13 protein-coding genes are annotated in these 17,521 nt (G+C 33.1%); 2 read left to right on the forward strand and 11 right to left on the reverse strand.

The annotated features are described in order from the left end of the window. The first annotated feature begins 71 nt into the window (after positions 1 to 71). The gene (locus tag ACP15M_RS07485) at positions 72 to 4,643 is read left to right on the forward strand and encodes a choice-of-anchor L domain-containing protein (RefSeq protein WP_425076567.1); all 4,572 of its coding nucleotides are present in this window, start codon (positions 72 to 74) and stop codon (positions 4,641 to 4,643) included. A gap of 54 nt (positions 4,644 to 4,697) precedes the next feature. On the opposite strand, the gene ACP15M_RS07490 is transcribed toward ACP15M_RS07485, so the two are convergent. The 3 genes from ACP15M_RS07490 to ACP15M_RS07500 all read right to left on the reverse strand — a co-directional run bounded on the left by ACP15M_RS07490 (position 4,698) and on the right by ACP15M_RS07500 (position 9,526). Then, positions 4,698 to 5,075, reverse strand: a complete 378-nt coding sequence (locus ACP15M_RS07490) for a hypothetical protein (protein WP_425076568.1) — start codon at positions 5,073 to 5,075, stop codon at positions 4,698 to 4,700. Positions 5,076 to 5,295: 220 nt separating this feature from the next. Then, positions 5,296 to 6,720, reverse strand: coding sequence for a DUF5689 domain-containing protein (locus tag ACP15M_RS07495; protein WP_425076569.1), 1,425 nt, complete (start codon positions 6,718 to 6,720; stop codon positions 5,296 to 5,298). A gap of 31 nt (positions 6,721 to 6,751) precedes the next feature. Beyond that, positions 6,752 to 9,526 carry a carboxypeptidase regulatory-like domain-containing protein gene (locus ACP15M_RS07500; protein WP_425076570.1) on the reverse strand — a complete coding sequence of 925 codons (2,775 nt, stop codon included), beginning with the start codon at positions 9,524 to 9,526 and terminating at the stop codon, positions 6,752 to 6,754. Positions 9,527 to 9,662: 136 nt separating this feature from the next. On the opposite strand from ACP15M_RS07500, the gene ACP15M_RS07505 reads away from it, so the two are divergent. Next, positions 9,663 to 10,733, forward strand: a complete 1,071-nt coding sequence (locus ACP15M_RS07505; protein WP_425076571.1) for an endonuclease/exonuclease/phosphatase family protein — start codon at positions 9,663 to 9,665, stop codon at positions 10,731 to 10,733. A gap of 63 nt (positions 10,734 to 10,796) precedes the next feature. Here ACP15M_RS07505 and ACP15M_RS07510 read toward each other — a convergent pair whose 3' ends face one another. The 8 genes from ACP15M_RS07510 to metG form a co-directional block, all read right to left on the reverse strand. After that, positions 10,797 to 11,231 carry a hypothetical protein gene (locus tag ACP15M_RS07510; RefSeq protein ID WP_425076572.1) on the reverse strand — a complete coding sequence of 145 codons (435 nt, stop codon included), beginning with the start codon at positions 11,229 to 11,231 and terminating at the stop codon, positions 10,797 to 10,799. A 128-nt stretch (positions 11,232 to 11,359) separates the two neighbouring features. Next, the gene (locus tag ACP15M_RS07515; protein WP_425076573.1) at positions 11,360 to 11,749 is read right to left on the reverse strand and encodes a cupredoxin domain-containing protein; all 390 of its coding nucleotides are present in this window, start codon (positions 11,747 to 11,749) and stop codon (positions 11,360 to 11,362) included. A gap of 26 nt (positions 11,750 to 11,775) precedes the next feature. Beyond that, positions 11,776 to 12,324, reverse strand: a complete 549-nt coding sequence (locus tag ACP15M_RS07520; protein ID WP_425076574.1) for a carboxymuconolactone decarboxylase family protein — start codon at positions 12,322 to 12,324, stop codon at positions 11,776 to 11,778. 144 nt (positions 12,325 to 12,468) lie between these two features. Then, the gene (locus tag ACP15M_RS07525) at positions 12,469 to 12,627 is read right to left on the reverse strand and encodes a hypothetical protein (protein WP_425076575.1); all 159 of its coding nucleotides are present in this window, start codon (positions 12,625 to 12,627) and stop codon (positions 12,469 to 12,471) included. 91 nt (positions 12,628 to 12,718) lie between these two features. Next, the gene (locus ACP15M_RS07530) at positions 12,719 to 13,561 is read right to left on the reverse strand and encodes a helix-turn-helix domain-containing protein (protein ID WP_425076576.1); all 843 of its coding nucleotides are present in this window, start codon (positions 13,559 to 13,561) and stop codon (positions 12,719 to 12,721) included. 287 nt (positions 13,562 to 13,848) lie between these two features. Continuing rightward, positions 13,849 to 14,373 carry a ferritin gene (locus ACP15M_RS07535; RefSeq protein WP_425076577.1) on the reverse strand — a complete coding sequence of 175 codons (525 nt, stop codon included), beginning with the start codon at positions 14,371 to 14,373 and terminating at the stop codon, positions 13,849 to 13,851. 78 nt (positions 14,374 to 14,451) lie between these two features. After that, a complete protein-coding gene (locus ACP15M_RS07540; RefSeq protein WP_425076578.1) occupies positions 14,452 to 15,354 on the reverse strand; it encodes a histone deacetylase family protein in 903 nt (300 codons plus the stop codon). Between the two features lies 1 nt (position 15,355). Next, positions 15,356 to 17,464 (reverse strand): methionine--tRNA ligase, encoded by a 2,109-nt coding sequence (metG, locus tag ACP15M_RS07545; RefSeq protein ID WP_425076579.1) that lies wholly within the window; start codon positions 17,462 to 17,464, stop codon positions 15,356 to 15,358. Positions 17,465 to 17,521 lie beyond the last annotated feature (57 nt).

Consider the following 17,521-nt stretch of genomic DNA (forward strand, 5'->3'; position numbering starts at 1 on the left):
AGCTCTGTTTTATTACAGGGCTTTTTATGTTTTCTAGGAAAGGAAATGATTAACTAACTCAATTAAATCAAATGAAAAAAATTACATCCATATGCATACTTTTTGTATTATCATTAAGTTTAAATGCGCAGACATATCTTCAAGAAGATTTTGACACAGAAATACCAGCTACATGGACAATTGATGATGCAGGAGGAGCTACTGGAGATTCATGGGTTTCTGGAATGCAAGGAGGAGCAGGAAGTTTAAATGGTACTAACTGTGCTTTTGTTGACAGTGATGCAAATGGTAACGGAACAGAACTAATAGAAACATTAACATCACCAGTATTTGATACCACAGGAGCTACGGCACTTTTTTTAGACTTTGATCAACATTATGATAATATTGGAGCAGATTTTACTGTAGTAGAAGTCTTTGATGGGACTAACTGGATTGAAGTTTTAAATCAAACAGCAGACGCAGGAGCTTTTAACGCTCCAGACCAACAACATATTGATATTACTCCTTATTCTAATGCTGCTATGCAAGTTCGTTTTACATATAATGATGGAAATGTTTGGGCATGGTATTGGTTAATAGATAATGTTCATGTTTATAATTCTACCTGTAATTTTCCATCAGATTTAGACGCCTTTAATTTAACGTCTTCTTCTGCTGATTTAAGTTGGACTCCTGGAGGAACTGAAACAGCTTGGGAAGTTTTTCATCAAGTTGCTGGTGGTCCAGTACCAACAGATACAGATACTGGAATTAATGTAACAACTATTCCTTATACAATTACAGGTTTAACAGAAGGAACTGACTATGAATTTTATATAAGAGCAGATTGTGGTCCAGATGGAACAAGTATTTGGGCTGGTCCTTTTAGTTATAGAATTGGTGGTCCTGGAGAACTCTGTGAGTCTGCCATACCAGTAACGACACCATTACCTTATGTAACTTCAGATGACACATCAAATTATACAGATGATTATGATGGAACAGCAGGAACAGATTGTAGTTCAGATTTTGGTTATCTCAATGGTGATGACGTTGTTTATGCTTATACGCCAACAGCAGATACCTCTATTGATATTGAATTATCAAATCTTTCTGATAATTATGCTGGCGTTTTTGTTTATACTGATTGTGCCAATATTGGTGTTCAGTGTGAAACTGGAGCAACAAATGGGTTTTCTCAAGATGATTTATTAATTGACAATTTTGCGGTAACAGGAGGACAAACCTATTATATTATGATATCAACTTGGGCTGCACCTCAATCAGTTGCTTATACATTAACAATAACAGAAAATACTTGTGTTGACCCTGAAGCTACATTTAATGTGGTTTCAAATTGTGTAGTCGGACCAGAATTTTTTCTAGATGTAGATATCACTAATTTAGGTTCAGCGACATCTCTAACTGTTTCAGATGATCAAGGAACTGCACCACAAACAGTTAGTGCTACAGGCATTGTAACTTTTGGCCCTTATGCTAATACAACTCCTGTAATCATTACATTGTTAAATAACGATGATTCAAATTGTGAAATATCAAGTGGAGTTTTAACACAAAATGTATGTTTAGATTATGTTGTAGATTGTAGTGATGGACCAGTGAATACTGTTTTTTGTTATTACAATAATATAGATGATGATCCATCACAAGCGACATTTACATATACTAGTTCAGATGGTAGTCCCTTAAACTTTACAATTAATGCAGGACAGATGGAAGGCTGTTGTGATGAGTTAGTGATTATAGATTCAGATGGAACAGAGTTATTGAATCAAAATGTACCAGACCCAACTGGAATTACATTTCAATCATCAGGAGATACGATATCATGGTATATTAACTCAGATGGATCTGTAAGTTGTGAAGATAATGGTTATACACCATTTGATGTCACTGTAGCTTGTGCCACCTGTATAAATCCTACAGCTACATATCAAATTGTTGATGATTGTGCTAATGGTTCGCAATTTTTGATTGATGTAAATATTATAGATTTAGGTGATGCGACTTCATTAACAATATCAAACAATATTGATGCTTCAACAGAAGCGGTTACTGCAGCAGGAACTTATCAATTAGGGCCATTTGGTTTTGGAGTAGATGTGATTATTACAACTAGCAATGATCAAGATGGAAATTGCGTTATCAACAGTCCAGCATTTCAATTATTGGCTTGTCCACCAGATAACGACAACCCTTGTGATGCCACTGTAGCTCAAGTTAATACAGATGATAGTTGTACTTTAATCACTTCAGGTACTTTACTAGAAGCCACACCTTCTGGAGTGCCTAACGGAAGTTGCGCTGGAAATCCAGATGACGATGTATGGTTTGAGTTTACGGCATTAAATGAGATTCAAATTATTTCGCTAATAAATATTAATGGAGGAGGTTTCTTCCAAAATATAGATCATGCAGTTTACGAAGGTACTTGTGGAGCTCCTGTAGAACTATACTGTTCTGATGCTGATGCAAGTGTGACACCTGCTTTAACCGTTGGAAACACTTATTATGTAAGAGTATTTTCTGCTGGAGGCGATGCCGAAGATTATACATTTGACCTTTGTATAAGACCAGGTGCTGGTAATGTAATGGTTGACCAAACAACATATACAGTAGAAGAATTGGTTCTTGATGTATTAATTGATAGTCCTTGTGCGCAAATTTCAAATATAACCTTCTCGACTGGAACCAATTTTGGTGAAGAAAATGGAATTGGATATTTCTCTAATCCGGATGGAGGTTTCCCATTTGACGAAGGTTTATTATTAACAACAGGTGATGCTAGTCAAGCTGCTGGACCAAATATTAATTTTGTGTCTGATGGTTCTCCTACATGGCCAGGAGACCCATTTTTGGCAGGTATAACAGGAGAAGATTCTAATAATGCTACTATTGTGGAGTTTGATTTTGTACCATTAGATGATGAATTGAGTTTTGATTTTATCATGGCTTCTGAAGAGTATGATATGGGTGGATTTGAATGTCAATACTCTGATGCGTTCGCATTTTTACTAACCGATTCGAGTGGTACAACTACGAATTTAGCTGTAGTACCAGGAACAACAGATCCTATTTTTGTGACTAATATTCATCCAGATAATGGCTCTTGTCCAGCGGTAAATGAACAGTACTTTGGAGAGTATATACCAGATAATCTGCCTCCAATTTCTTTTGATGGAAGAACAGCTGTGTTTACAGCCTATTCTCCTGTTAATATTGGAGAAACGTATCATATTAAATTGGTTATTGCAGATGCAAGGGATAGCGCATATGATTCGGGTGTGTTTTTAAAAGCTGGTAGTTTTGACATTGGAGAAGTAGATTTAGGAGGAGATATTACAATAGCAGGAGGTAATGCCGTTTGTGAAGACCAACCTATTATTTTAGATACATCTGCGCCTAGCGTTAATCACGTATGGTATAAGGATGGCTTTGTAATTCCTGGAGAAACAGCTTCTACACTTAGTGTAACAGAAGAAGGCTTATATACTGTTCAAATTATTTTTTCTCCATCGTGTATTATTGATGATGAAATATTAATTGAATTTTTACCAAATCCAGTAATCGCTAATACACCAGATCCTTTATCAGCATGTTCTACAACAAATCAAGCACAATTTAATCTTAATGACAATGATAGTGTTGTTTTAGGATCTCAAAATCCTGCTGATTTTACTGTAACATATCATGAATCTCTAGGTGATGCTAATACTGGTAGTACAGATTTGGTATCTCCTTATACGAATACATCAAACCCTCAAACTGTTTTTGTTAGAATTGAGGATAATTCTACAGGATGTTTTGAAACAACTAGTTTTGAATTATCTATTTCGAGTCCAACACATACAGCTGAAAGTATTACTATGACTGGATGTGATAATGACGACGATGGTATTGCCACGTTTTTCCTTTCAGATCACGATAGTGCTGTGTTAAATGGTCAAGACGCTTCTCAATTTAATATTACATATTATGCAACTCAAGTTGATGCTGATGCTGGAATAGGAGCTTTAGTGAGTCCATATGATAGTTCTGGAGAGACAGTATTTGTTAGAGTTGAAACAATAACTAATCCAGATTGTTATGTGACCAATAGTTTTGAATTGGAAATAGACATAGAGCCTTTAACATCATTTACAGATACTATTGAATATGAAGTATGTCCTAATGCAACTGTTCCAGTTATTATAACGGCAACACCTGAAAACTATATTGAAGCAGAAGTAAGTATTAATTGGTATTTAGATAATGGTTTAATTACTGGTGAAAACGGATTATCACTTCCAGTTCTTGAAGCTGGTGATTATACAATAGAAGTTGTTTTTAACGATACAGGTTGCTCTAATGATGAAACTATTACAGTAGTTGAGTTAGAAACATGTGTGATTCCTCAAGGGATTTCTCCAAACAATGATGGTTTAAATGAAACCTTTGATTTAAGTAGCTATGGTGTTACTAAATTAGAAATCTTTAATAGAAACGGAACGTTAGTATATTCAAAAAAGAACTATACTAATGAATGGCATGGACAAACCGATGATGGAGATGAGTTACCAGTAGGTACGTATTTCTATACTATGGAATACCAAAATGGTAAGACTAGATCAGCTTGGATTTATATTCAAAGAGAAAATTAAACTAAAAATTAATAAAATTAAAAACGCCATCAACTTATGTTGATGGCGTTTTTATTATAATGCTTTTAATATTATAATGGAAAGCCCTATGCATGCAATTGGCAACAACCAAAGTAGCCAAATGGAGTATAACTTAGATTTACTTTTATTTGTTTTTGCATTTAAGACCTTGCGCTTTTTTCCGCTATACTGTATCCAGTTTTTAAAATAAATAATTACAGATGCTATTATAAATAATGTCCAAGCTTTACTTGAAGACATAGTAGCAACATTCATTTGACTCAAAAACACAGCAAAAAAACTTCCTAAAAGAAACAGTAAAGCTATTTGTAGCACAGAAATATAAAACACAGCTATAGTATTTGCTTTTTGTTTAAAACGAGTCTTATAATGGCTAAAAATGCTAAAGAAAAATATATCGAAGGTTGTCATCTTGTATAAATGATAAAAAAAGTTCTTATAAATATTGGTAACTGTAAAAAAACTAATTTTTTTTTAGTTTTAAATATAATGATTTACACAAGACAAGCTTTTATCTGTATAATTTTAGGTATAAGATTGTTGCTTGATAACTATTTTTGAAAGTTCTTCAAATATGATTATAACAAAAAGGCTGTCTCATGGACAGCCTTTTTGTTTTATATAAAAGCTTTTATTGTGCTAATATTTTCACATCACTTAAATCAATAGTTGTAGAAACTGTACCACTATTACTATCGTAAACAAAAGCTAAAACAGCATTACCTGTCACCATTGAAAGATCAATAAGTCCAGTTGTTTCGTAATTATTATCAAAAAAGCCAGTATTAACACCTAAGGCTTCAATTTGAGAACTTCCTATCTCTGTCCATGTTGCATCATCTGGGTTACTACCAGTTGTATAATCATTAGAGTAATATGCTTTTAAAGGCTGTCCGTTACTAAAAGCATCAGCAATTTGCAATAATAGTTGTTCGTCGTCCTGCGCATCAAAATTTATTGAAGGAGAAATTAACCAGCTAACCATATCAACAATTGAACCATTGTCAAAAGCTGAAGCTCTCATATAAGATTCACCACTAAAACTAGCAGCATACCAGTCATCTGTGCCTACTGTATTTGTAACCTCCCAACTTCCTTGACCTCCAGAAAATGTTTCATCAAAAACAACATTAAAATCATCTATATTTAATGGAGTACAACGTGCACTGTTAAACTGTACATCGTTTAAATCGTTAAGTAAGAAAACCAAGTTGTCTCCTCCATAAGATTTTAAAACAACAGCAGAAATACTACCACCATTGTCTGTAGGTAATGGAGTGTTGTAAAAATTAGAGAAAGAACTACTTTCTAATAAGAAGTTAGAATATCCAAATCCTTCACAAGCTTGAAGAGTTCTTTGCGTATCAAAATCTTCATTAGGATCTCCGTATGTGCTACCAGCTAAGTTTGTTGGAAACTGAACGTTATTAACAGTGACAAACATTCCAACATGAGTTTCACTAATTGCAGACAAATTAACTTCTAAAGGCACTATAGTTTCTGTAGTTGTTGATCTAAAGATATTAGAAGAAATTTGGTTAGCAGTAAATTGTCCTACTTCATCATCATCAGTACCACCACCAATAGAAATTACTTCATTAGAATTGTAACCCACATAATTACCTGCAAGTCTAATGTATACTTCTCGTCCAATATTAAATTGGTTATAAGAATCTACTTGATTTATAATTACACCTATAGCTGCTGTTGGGTTTTCAGGAGCATCTTGCATGTAGAACTCTTTATAAAAATTTCCTGTTGCATCAGAAGAACTAACATAGCCCTTTACAACTAAATTATCAGGAATTTGAATAAAATGGTCATAATCAAAACCACTTTGCCCATCTTCATAAGTTTGGTAAAGTGCTTTCAAATCTGCAATTGAAATTTCTATTAAATCACCTGAATTTAGCCCAGCCATGATTTGTGCTAAACCATTATTCTCTGCTTCTCCTAAATCGTTAGGAACTGAATAATCATCATCTTGTACACAAGACGTAATAGCAATAGAAGCTATTAAGATTAGTGTTAATTTTAAAAATTTAATCGTTTTCATAATTGTTTTGTTATTTATTATTTTTCTTTTTCTAGAATCTAAAATACACATTTACAAAGTAATTTGTACCACGTCCATACCAATATTTTGGTCCGAACACTCGTTTTGGGTTAGAGACATCATCTCTTAGTTCTCTATAATTTGCATTTCTACCTTGTTCAAAACCTCCTGTTTTATATTGCTTGTCTAGTAGGTTTCCAACACTAGCAAAAAAGCCAATGTAATATTGGTCTATTTTCCAAGACTTTCCTCCAATAAGGTTAACTACCATATAATCATCAAACTTTTCTTGCTTTAATAATTCTGTAGCGATGTCTTCATTATAATCATTAAATGGTAAACCATCAAGGTCTAGATAAAAGTTTTCTGTTCGAGTTAATGGACTTACATCTACATAAGCGTTAGAGAAAAAGTTTGCTGTTGCACCAAACCACCAGTAATCTGGATCACGATATTCAAAACCAATAGAAGCTGCACGTTGAGGACCACCAGCAATTTTATAATCTTTAAGGTTAGATTGACCAAAATCAAGACCTTCATCACTAAAACTAGACGATGTTAAATATAGATTAGGGTTATTGTCGTAAGTATACTGTCCTACAGATGCTGCACCTTTTAATTTAATAGTTGGTGTAACTTGTGCTTCAATACCTAATTCAACTCCAATGTGTTTTTTATCAATACCTTGTAATACTTCCTGTACAAATGCAGATCCATCAGTTGATAAGTTTCCTTCTCCATCTTCAAACCCAACTAATCCATCTACATAATAAAAGGATATTTCATTAGCATCTTCAATTTTAGAGTAAAATCCAGTAACTTTTGCTTTTACAATAGGAGATCTAAAAATATAGCTTATATCAAACGAGCTTACTTTTTCTTCAGAAATATCTCTAACAATATTTGCATTTTCTCTGGCATTCGAATATGTGTTACGTAAGGAAGGAGCTCTTGTAATATAACCAGCATTAACATCTAATAAATGTTTACCTGTTATTTTATATGTAAATCCACCTTTACCACCAAATCCAGTAAAAGTTAATTCTTTTCCTTTACCTAATGATTCTTCTCCAAGATAATTACTATGCTCCCATAATCCTTCTCTTTGGTATGTTGTATTTGTAACACTAGCAGATAAGAAAAAATCTACTTTATTATACTTAAATTGTCCTTGTGCATATCCAGAAATTACATTAGCAAATAAATTATAATTGTATCTAAATTTATCACCTTCACCAACGATACGATTAGGGTTTTGATTGTCGTATTGAAAACCGTCAAAAGAATCTACGTTAAGGACACCAGAATTAGATCCTAATACATCTATAACTTCACCAAAATTTTCTGATTTTAATCGTTTGTAATTAACAGATGCGTTTAATAAAATATTTTCATTAATCTCAGCACTTAAAATTGAATTTACAGTGAGTTGTTTATCATCACTTCTATCTTCATAAAGTACATAAGCTGCTGGTAAACCACTAATATTATTAGTAACATTAGCATCTATAATTCGATTCCAATCAATTTGTCCATCGTTAATAAAGTTTTGTTCAGCTTCATATGCTCCAGCATTATCAGGACCATCTGTATCAGCTAAAAAGTAACTCGGTAAATTTTGGTAGTAAGCTGGACTTGGGTTTGCTCCACCAGAATAATCTAAACGACTGTTTCCTAAAGAACCAAATTGATAACCTATATTTGTGTTTAATGAAGTTTTGTCTGAAATATCCCAATAATGGTTTAACATTAATATAGGTTCCTTAACTTCTTTAATACGAGAGTTACGTTTTTCTCCATCAAGCCAACCCCAATATTCGTTATACTTTATACCTTTTAGGTCATAAACTTCTTGAGTATTAGGAGAAGATTTACCTCTTCTGTTTGGCGCATAAATAGAAGTGAAGTTTAAGCTATGCTTGTCATTAATTTTCTTCTCAACAGAAGCAAAAAATGAATTAGCATCATATAAAGAAGCATCTTGAAATCCTTCATTTCCCCATCGTCTACCAATAGCAAAACTGTATGCCCAACCACCTTCTACTAACCCAGAAGAATAGCTAGCCATTAAACGGTTAGTATAACTACGATTAGATGATGAATATGTTATACGTCCTCCTTGTCTGTATTTTGAAGCACGTGTATTAATGTTAGATGTTCCTAAAATACCACCAAAATTATAAGCCGAAGGTGTTAAGCCAGTCGTTAGCTCTTGGTTACGCATGACGTCATTAAGTCCTCCCCAATTACTCCACTGAGGTCTTCCATTAAACATTTTATTCATTTCAATTCCGTTAATTAAAACCGAACCATTGTCTGAATCTAAACCTCTTACTCTAAAAAAGGATGAACTAAATTCAAATGCTGCAGTTCGTTGAAAAATGTCTTGAGACGATTGCAGTAATCCAGAAATATTATCTGAAGCACTTGCGTCATCATTAAGCTCGTCGTCTGATAATGTAATTGTAAATAAATCTACAGAATCAGAGACATCAATGTCTAAGGTCATGTCTGTAATATTTACAGTTTGACCTTCGTTTACTACAATTGGATATCTTTTAGTGACATATCCATCTTTAGATATTTTCAAGACCTGTTCTCCTAATGGTACATTAGAAGAAAAAGTAAATTCACCAAAGCCATCTGTAGTTGTGGTTTGTTGTGTTTCTTCAATTGTAATTGTAACATTTGGTATGGGCTCGTTAGTTACAGCATCTTTTACACTACCTTTAATAAGGGTCTGTTGAGCAAAGGCTGAGCTAAAAGAAAAAATCCCAAGTAAAAAAATAATAATACTTTTTTTCATGTTTAATTTTAAAAGTTAATAGTTGCTTGCATTAAATAATAGTTATTTAAGGCGTGCAAATTTACATTATTTATAATAAATATATACTTTTGGCGCAAGATTTGATTAGATATAACAATAACATAATATTTAAACCATGAAATTAAAACATTTTCCAATAGCATTTTTATGCTTCTTTGTGACACTAATTGGATTTTCTCAAGAAGAAAAGAAGAAAAAAACCTTTAAAGTTCATACTGTTGCATTCTATAATTTAGAAAATTTGTTTGATGCAGTTAATGATACAACCAAATTTGATGAAAGAAGTCCAATTATGGAAATGAAGGCTAATAGAGAAGAAGTATATCTAAAGAAAGTACGCAATATGGCAAGAGTTATTGCAGATATAGGATTAGATGTTACAGGAAATTCTCCAGCAGTTATTGGTGTTTGTGAAGTAGAGAATAGGCAAGTTTTGGTAGATGTTGTAAACGACTCTTTGTTAGTTGGTAGAGACTATGGAATTATTCATTACGAATCTCCCGATGCTAGAGGAATTGATGTTGCATTATTATACCAAAAGAAATTATTCAGACCAATAAGTCATAGTTCGCATGAAGTGAAAATATTTGATGATAGAACTAGAAAACGAAAACAAACTAGAGATCAATTATTGGTTTCAGGAGAATTAGATGGAGACCTTATTCATGTCATAGTAAATCACTGGCCATCAAGAAGTGGAGGCGAAGCTAGAAGTAGACCAAAACGTGTGGCTGCTGCAAAAGTGAGTAAACGTTTAAGCGATTCATTGCAATCTATTGATCCTTATGCTAAGATTTTTATTATGGGAGATTTAAATGATGACCCAACAAACGATAGCGTAAAGAAAGTAATTGGAGCTAAAAGTGATAGAAAAGAGGTTGGTTTAAAAGGAATTTATAATCCTTATGAGAACATGTTTAGAAAAGATGGTTTAGGAACAACTGCTTATAGAGATGCCTGGAGTTTGTTTGATCAAATTATGTTTTCGAAGCCTTTATTAGAAAAAGATTACTCGTCGTATAGGTTTTATAAAGCAGAAATTTATAACCGTAATTATTTAATTAGTAAGCATGGACGTTATAAAGGTTATCCTTTGAGAAGTTTTTCTAATGGAGGATTTACAAACGGATTTAGTGATCACTTTCCTGTATACGTGTATCTTGTTAAAGAAGCTGAAAATCAATAAGTATAATGTCAAATTATAATAAAAAAAAGCGCAAATTGTAATTTGCGCTTTTTTTATTAATCATTAAAACCAGTTAGACCAAGGTATTCTTGTTAGAACGAGTATAAGACCTAAGGTATAAAATATGGCTAAAACTTTAAACTTTGGAGTTGAAGTTAGTTTCTTTTTGTGTTTTGAATAACCTATAGTTATTAAAGTAACAGCTAAAATTCCTATGAAAGGATGTTCTACGGCTAACAGCCTTCCAAAAGAATCCAAACCACCCATTCCGTTATTTGAAATATTTTTTAATCCCAATGGAGATATAAAATATAAAACTAAACCAATTAGGATTTGAATGTGTGTTACAATAAGTGTAAAAAGGGAAATTCTAAAATCAATAGCATGAAATTCTTTTTTTCCAAAAAACTTAGTCAATGCATTTAAGCTAGCAATAATAATCATAGCTAAAACTAAATAAGCCCAATAAGAATGAATCATTTGAAGCGTACTATACATAAGATGTAATTTAAATAGTTAACACTGCAAATGTAGTAATTATATAGAGATGCATTAAGATATTTAGCATTTAGAAAAAAAGAGCATCATAAATGACACTCTTTTTATATCTATAATCTAATAGCAATTTACTTTACTGTTAAAGTATATTGTGGTGTTGGATTCATCGGACAAAAATACACGTATTCTCCTTTTTCTAAATGTGTTACATTTGAACTTTCAGTTGTATTATTATCTACTGCTTTTGTAACGTAAGCAGTCTTGATATGGTTTTCGGGTTTTGAAGCATCCTTTCCTTTTGGCACTAAAACAAAACCTACTTGATGCCCAACATTGTTGTTTTTAATTTCAAAAATATAAGCGCCTTCTTTTAAAGTGACTTCTTTTTGAGTAAATTCTCCTTTAGTTTGTTCTAAAGACACTACAGTTGCTTTAGAATGTTTCATCATTTTGTCTTGTGCATTTGTTCCAAGTGTAAATGCTAAGATGATTACCAGTGTTGAAATGATTTTTTTCATGATTCTTAATTTTATATGGTTTATGATTAAATAGATTCTAGTTCAAGCGCTTGTGCTACCGGAAAATCTACAGGTACTTTTGTTGTACTGTGTATATAATTTGAAATGGTTTTGTCTCCAACTAATGAAATAACATCAATCAAATTTCCTTTTGTGTAACCTTGGTTAAAGAAGTTTTCTAAAACAGTATCATCTGTTTTTCCTCTGTTTTCTGTAATGTTTTTAGCCAATTTTGCTAAGGCATCTAATTTTGAATTTACCGAAGAAAATCCAGCTCTTAACTCCAAAATTTGAGCATCTGTAAATCCGTTCATTTTTCCAATTGCTGTGTGAGCAGATAAGCAATAGATACAATCATTTACTTGACTTACAGCTAAGTTGACCACTTCTTTTTCTTTTGCAGATAATGAAGTTTTAGCATTTGAAAATGTTAAGTAGTTTTCAAGTGCTGTATCGCTATGTGCATAAGTTGCAAATAAGTTTGGTACAAAGCCCAAAGCCTTATTTAAGTTGTCAAAAATCGCTTGGTTGTTAGTGCTTACGTTTTCTCTTGTTGGTACATTAAATGTGTTCATAATTTTTCAATTTTTAGTTCTGAAATCTTTCAGAATGTTATTATTTATTTTGATGTGTTTTGTGAGTACAAAGTTGCAACATGACTAAAGGTTTTAAAATGAATGATTTTCCTTTCAACATGTCAATTTTTCCCTTTACAATTATTATGTGCTTATATGAGGTCTTTCAGCATCACAATAGTAATCGTGAATGTGTTTGTGCTCACAATGTGCTTCTTTAACTTGCAAAGTGTTTATAATTCGTTTAGGACTTTTTCTAAATATTTCAATGAGATTGAAAATAGAGTTGTTTCGTGTTTTCATCTTATAATTGTTTTAATTATTACAATGCAAAGATGCGGATAGAGTTGTGGTGAAAGAATGAAGAATTTACCCTAAGACTTGTCAATTTTTCCTAAACGGAAGCTTTGTGTTGTTTTTTAAAGTCTGAAGGCGAAAGCGAAGTATACTTTTTAAACAAACGACTTAAATGTGAAGCGTCTTCAAAACCAACCTCGTAGGCAATCTCTTTTGAAGTTTTGTTGGTGTACATTAACAGTCGCTTAGATTCTAGTACAATACGTTCGTGAATGATTTGTAAGGGACTTCGGTTGAGTTTGGCAAAGTTATTAGAAAGTGTTTTTGGTGACTTAAATAACTTTTCAGCATAAAAACCAACACTATGTTCCGTTTTAAAATGATGCTCTACTAAAAAATTAAACGAACGTAGTAAGTCAACTTTAGAGCTTTTAGCAGTTTCAGCAATACCTTCTTTAGCTTTAAGCAAACGTGTACTTTTAATGATAAATCTTGCCATTAGCATTCTTAACATTTCTGCTTGAATATTATCTTTGGTCTCTAACTCTTCAATAAAAACTTCGTGAAGTATTTGAAATTTATGCTGCTCTGTTTTATCTAAATGTATAATTGGAATGTTAATGTTTCCGAAGAACAAAATTCCAACACAACTCACTTCTTCATCATGATCTTTAATGCAATAAAACTCTCTGTTAAACTGATACACAATTGCATTTTGTCCATCTATATATTGTAAATATTGAATTGGTGTTAAGGCTAAAATGCTATGTGGTTTTATAGTCAACGGAATACTATCTATTACAACATCAATAGCTTCGTTTTGAGCCCAAATAAAGGTGTATAATTCGGTTTGCTTAGGAGATTTGAAGGATTCAAGATCGGCTTCATTTCCAATAGTGAAAATTGCGTTAGTTGAAAACTCTTTAAAATGATGTGTCATGTTCACTAAGTCTACTTAGCGAATAAAACATTACAATATGAAGTGAGAAGTTAGGCTACTTTTTTAATTAAGTCGAAGCAAGGACATTTTTTACAACGCTTAAATTCCGACTTTTTATACTTTTTACAGCATTTAGATTTTACCTTGCCTAAGGTATCAAAGCCAGACGATTGAAGCACTTTAATGCGCTCTTTTTTAAGTTTTTTGTCTTTCTTTTTTTTGCCCATTGAACTAAACAATGACGCAAAAGTAACTATTTAAATTTAATCTAAATAAATATTTAACATTTATCCAGCAGTTGGATCAATGGCATTAGAACTTACAACGCTTAATTGTTGAATATCTCTATCAAATAAGTACAATCCACCTTTGTCGTCACCAATCATATTAATTTTATCAAGAATAGTTCTGGCTGTTGCTTCTTCTTCAATTTGTTCAGAGACATACCATTGTAAGAAATTATGGGTTGCATAATCTCTGTTTTCTAATGAAATATGAACGAGTTCATTAATGCTTTCAGAAACAAAAATTTCGTGTTTAAGAAGGTCTTCAAACATGTCTTTAAAAGAACTAAAAGTTACATTTGGCGCTTTTAATTCTGAAACATGAGCGTGTCCACCACGTTCGTTAACAAACTTGATTAATTTAAGCATGTGTTCACGTTCTTCGTCTGATTGGTCGTACATAAAATTTGAAATGCCTTCCAAACCTTTTACTTCAGCCCAAACAGCCATAGCCAAATAGACTTGTGAAGATTCTGCTTCGATGCGAATTTGTTTATTTAATGCGTTTTCTATGGTTTTTGATAACATAACGGTCTTGTTTTTTACAAAGATAGGCAGATATCAACACAAATGAAATGCCTGTTCGTTATTTGGAATTATTCTCTTTTAAAAGAATAATTCTTGTGCAAGCCTGAAGGTATTAGCATGCGCTTCAACAATAGTTTTAATTTCTGGACTATAACCTCCTCCCATACTACACATGACAGGAATACGATTTAACTTACAGGTTTCTAAAACAAAACGGTCGCGTGCTTTACAACCTTCAATAGATAAAGCAAGTTTGCCAAGTTTGTCTGAGGCTATGATATCTACACCACAGAGATAATAAATAAAATCTGGTTGTTGTTGCTGAATTAATTTTGGAAGTGTTTTCTTTAGAATGATTAAGTACTCCTCATCTTTTGTGTTTGTCTCTAAAGCAATGTCTAAATCGCTTGTTTCTTTTTTAAACGGATAATTTGCTTTACCATGCATAGAAAAGGTAAAAACAGAGTCGTCGTCATGAAAAATTTCAGCAGTTCCATTACCTTGATGTACATCTAAATCAACTATTAAAATGCTTTTTGCTAAACCTAGTTTTTGAAGGTATCGTGCGCCAATGGCTTGATCATTTAATAAGCAAAAGGCTTCTCCTCTATTAGTATAAGCATGGTGAGTGCCTCCAGCAATATTCATAGCAACACCATGGTTTAATGCAAATTCACTTGCTTTAATAGTGCCATCTGCAATAATAATTTCGCGTTTTATTAATGCTTTACTTAAAGGAAAGCCTATTTTTCGAGCAGCGCGTTTGTCTAGCGTTAATTGTTTTAAATCTTGATAATACGCTTGGGTATGCACCCGAAGAATGTGTTCACACTCTGGGATTTTAGGTTTGAAAAAATTAGCTTCAGAACAAGTGCCTTCATAAAGTAACTGTTCAGGAAGCAACTCGTACTTTAACATCGGGAAACGATGACCTTCGGGTAGTGGGTGTTTGTAAATGGGATGGTGTGCTATTTTGAGCATGTTAGCTTATTGGCAAACCACTTTTTACAGCATTATCCGGATTTACAAATACTAGTTTTCCTTCAGGTGTTTCGGTCATTAAAATCATGCCTTCACTTTCTACACCTCGTAAAGCTCTAGGAGCTAGATTTACCAATACAGTCACTTGTTTTCCAATTACTTCCTCAGGTGTAAAACTTTCAGCAATTCCAGAAACTATGGTTCTGGTATCGATTCCTGTATCTACTTTTAAAACCAAAAGTTTTTTTGCTTTTGGCATTTTTTCGGCTTCTAAAATAGTACCAACACGAATGTCGAGTTTTGTAAAATCTTCAAAAGTGATGGTGTCCTTTTGTGGTTCAACTTCTTTATTGGCAGCTTCGTTGGCTTTTTTGCTAGCCTCTAATTTATCGAGTTGCTCTTGAATGGTTTGGTCTTCTATTTTAGTAAATAACAGTTCTGGTTTTCCTTGTTGTATGGTATGGCCAGATGGCAATAAAACGTCTTTAGATGAAATTTCTGTCCATAAGTTCTCTATACAATTCTCCTTTGTCGAATCACTCGAACTGACCTTATTGTCATTCTGAGCTAAGCGAAGAATCTGTTTAAGCTTTTCAGAAGTAAACGGTAAAAACGGTTCACTTAAAGTGGCTAAAGCGCTTGCTATTTGAAGCGCAACAAACATAATCGTTTTTGTACGAGCTTCATCGGTTTTGATTAATTTCCAAGGTTCTTCATCGGCTAAGTATTTGTTTCCTAGTCGTGCTAAATTCATCAATTCTTGAGAGGCTTCTCTAAAACGATAACGCTCTATAGAACTTTCAATAACAGCTGGATACGCTTTTACTGCAGCTAAAGTGGTTTCATCAACTTCAGAAAACACTGAAGGTTCTGGAACGATGCCATCATAATATTTATTCGTTAAAACTACAACACGATTGATAAAGTTTCCGAAGATAGCAACCAACTCATTATTGTTTCTGGCCTGAAAATCTTTCCAAGTAAAATCATTGTCTTTACTTTCTGGAGCGTTAGCAGTTAAGGCATAACGCAACACATCTTGCTGATTTGGAAAGTCTTTTAAATAATCTGGCAACCATACAGCCCAATTTTTAGAGGTCGACAATTTATTGCCTTCTAAATTTAAAAATTCGTTAGCTGGCACATTATCTGGTAAAATGTATGAGCCTTCAGCTTTTAGCATCGACGGAAAAATAATGCAGTGAAATACAATATTATCTTTACCAATAAAGTGTAGAAGTTTGGTGTCTTTGTCTTTCCAATAAGGTTCCCAATCTTTTCCTGTTTGTTGAGCCCATTCTTTGGTCGCCGAAATGTATCCAATAGGCGCATCAAACCAAACATACAATACTTTGCCTTCGCCTCCTGGAACAGGAACAGGAATTCCCCAATCTAAATCTCTGGTTACAGCTCTTGGACGTAAACCATCATCAATCCACGATTTTACTTGTCCGTAAACATTAGGTTTCCAATCTTTTTTATGACCTTTTAAAATCCATTCTCTAAGAAATTCTTCATGTTTGTTGAGTGGTAAAAACCAATGTTTGGTTTCTTTTAAAGTTGGTACATTTCCTGTAATAGCCGATTTAGGATTAATCAAATCAGTAGCATTTAAGCTCGAGCCACAGTTTTCACATTGATCACCATAAGCATCTTCATGTCCACATTTCGGACAAGTTCCAGTCACGAATCTGTCGGCTAAAAACTGATTGGCTTCCTCGTCGTATAACTGTTGCGTGACTTCTTCGACAAACTCATGTTTATCATACAAAGTTTTAAAAAACTCTGAAGCAGTTTCATGATGAATTTTAGCAGAAGTACGTGAGTAGTTATCAAATGTAATTCCGAAATCTTCAAACGATTGTTTTATAATTGCATGGTATTTATCTACAATATCTTGAGGTGTTACACCTTCTTTTTTAGCTTTAATTGTAATAGGAACACCATGCTCATCACTACCACAAATAAACGCGACATCATTTCCTGTTAATCGTTTAAAACGCGCATAAATATCTGCAGGAACATAAACACCAGCTAAGTGACCAATATGAATTGGACCATTAGTATATGGTAAAGCAGCAGTAATTGTATATCTTTTTGGAGTATTCATTTTTATAAACTAAATGTCAGGTCGAGCGCAGTCGAGACCTGTTTTTTACCTCTCGCA

It is taken from the genome of Psychroserpens sp. S379A (genome assembly GCF_049800755.1).
Classification (GTDB): Bacteria; Bacteroidota; Bacteroidia; order Flavobacteriales; family Flavobacteriaceae; genus Psychroserpens.

What these genes read in the sequence shown, in the direction of transcription:
- ACP15M_RS07525 (WP_425076575.1), bottom strand. Translation starts at nt 12,627, where the DNA reads ATGAAAACACGAAACAACTCTATTTTCAATCTCATTGAAATATTTAGA.
- ACP15M_RS07540 (WP_425076578.1), bottom strand. Translation starts at nt 15,354, where the DNA reads ATGCTCAAAATAGCACACCATCCCATTTACAAACACCCACTACCCGAA.
- ACP15M_RS07520 (WP_425076574.1), bottom strand. Translation starts at nt 12,324, where the DNA reads ATGAACACATTTAATGTACCAACAAGAGAAAACGTAAGCACTAACAAC.
- metG (WP_425076579.1), bottom strand. Translation starts at nt 17,464, where the DNA reads ATGAATACTCCAAAAAGATATACAATTACTGCTGCTTTACCATATACT.
- ACP15M_RS07495 (WP_425076569.1), bottom strand. Translation starts at nt 6,720, where the DNA reads ATGAAAACGATTAAATTTTTAAAATTAACACTAATCTTAATAGCTTCT.
- ACP15M_RS07510 (WP_425076572.1), bottom strand. Translation starts at nt 11,231, where the DNA reads ATGTATAGTACGCTTCAAATGATTCATTCTTATTGGGCTTATTTAGTT.
- ACP15M_RS07515 (WP_425076573.1), bottom strand. Translation starts at nt 11,749, where the DNA reads ATGAAAAAAATCATTTCAACACTGGTAATCATCTTAGCATTTACACTT.
- ACP15M_RS07535 (WP_425076577.1), bottom strand. Translation starts at nt 14,373, where the DNA reads ATGTTATCAAAAACCATAGAAAACGCATTAAATAAACAAATTCGCATC.
- ACP15M_RS07500 (WP_425076570.1), bottom strand. Translation starts at nt 9,526, where the DNA reads ATGAAAAAAAGTATTATTATTTTTTTACTTGGGATTTTTTCTTTTAGC.
- ACP15M_RS07490 (WP_425076568.1), bottom strand. Translation starts at nt 5,075, where the DNA reads ATGACAACCTTCGATATATTTTTCTTTAGCATTTTTAGCCATTATAAG.
- ACP15M_RS07530 (WP_425076576.1), bottom strand. Translation starts at nt 13,561, where the DNA reads ATGACACATCATTTTAAAGAGTTTTCAACTAACGCAATTTTCACTATT.
- ACP15M_RS07505 (WP_425076571.1), top strand. Translation starts at nt 9,663, where the DNA reads ATGAAATTAAAACATTTTCCAATAGCATTTTTATGCTTCTTTGTGACA.
- ACP15M_RS07485 (WP_425076567.1), top strand. Translation starts at nt 72, where the DNA reads ATGAAAAAAATTACATCCATATGCATACTTTTTGTATTATCATTAAGT.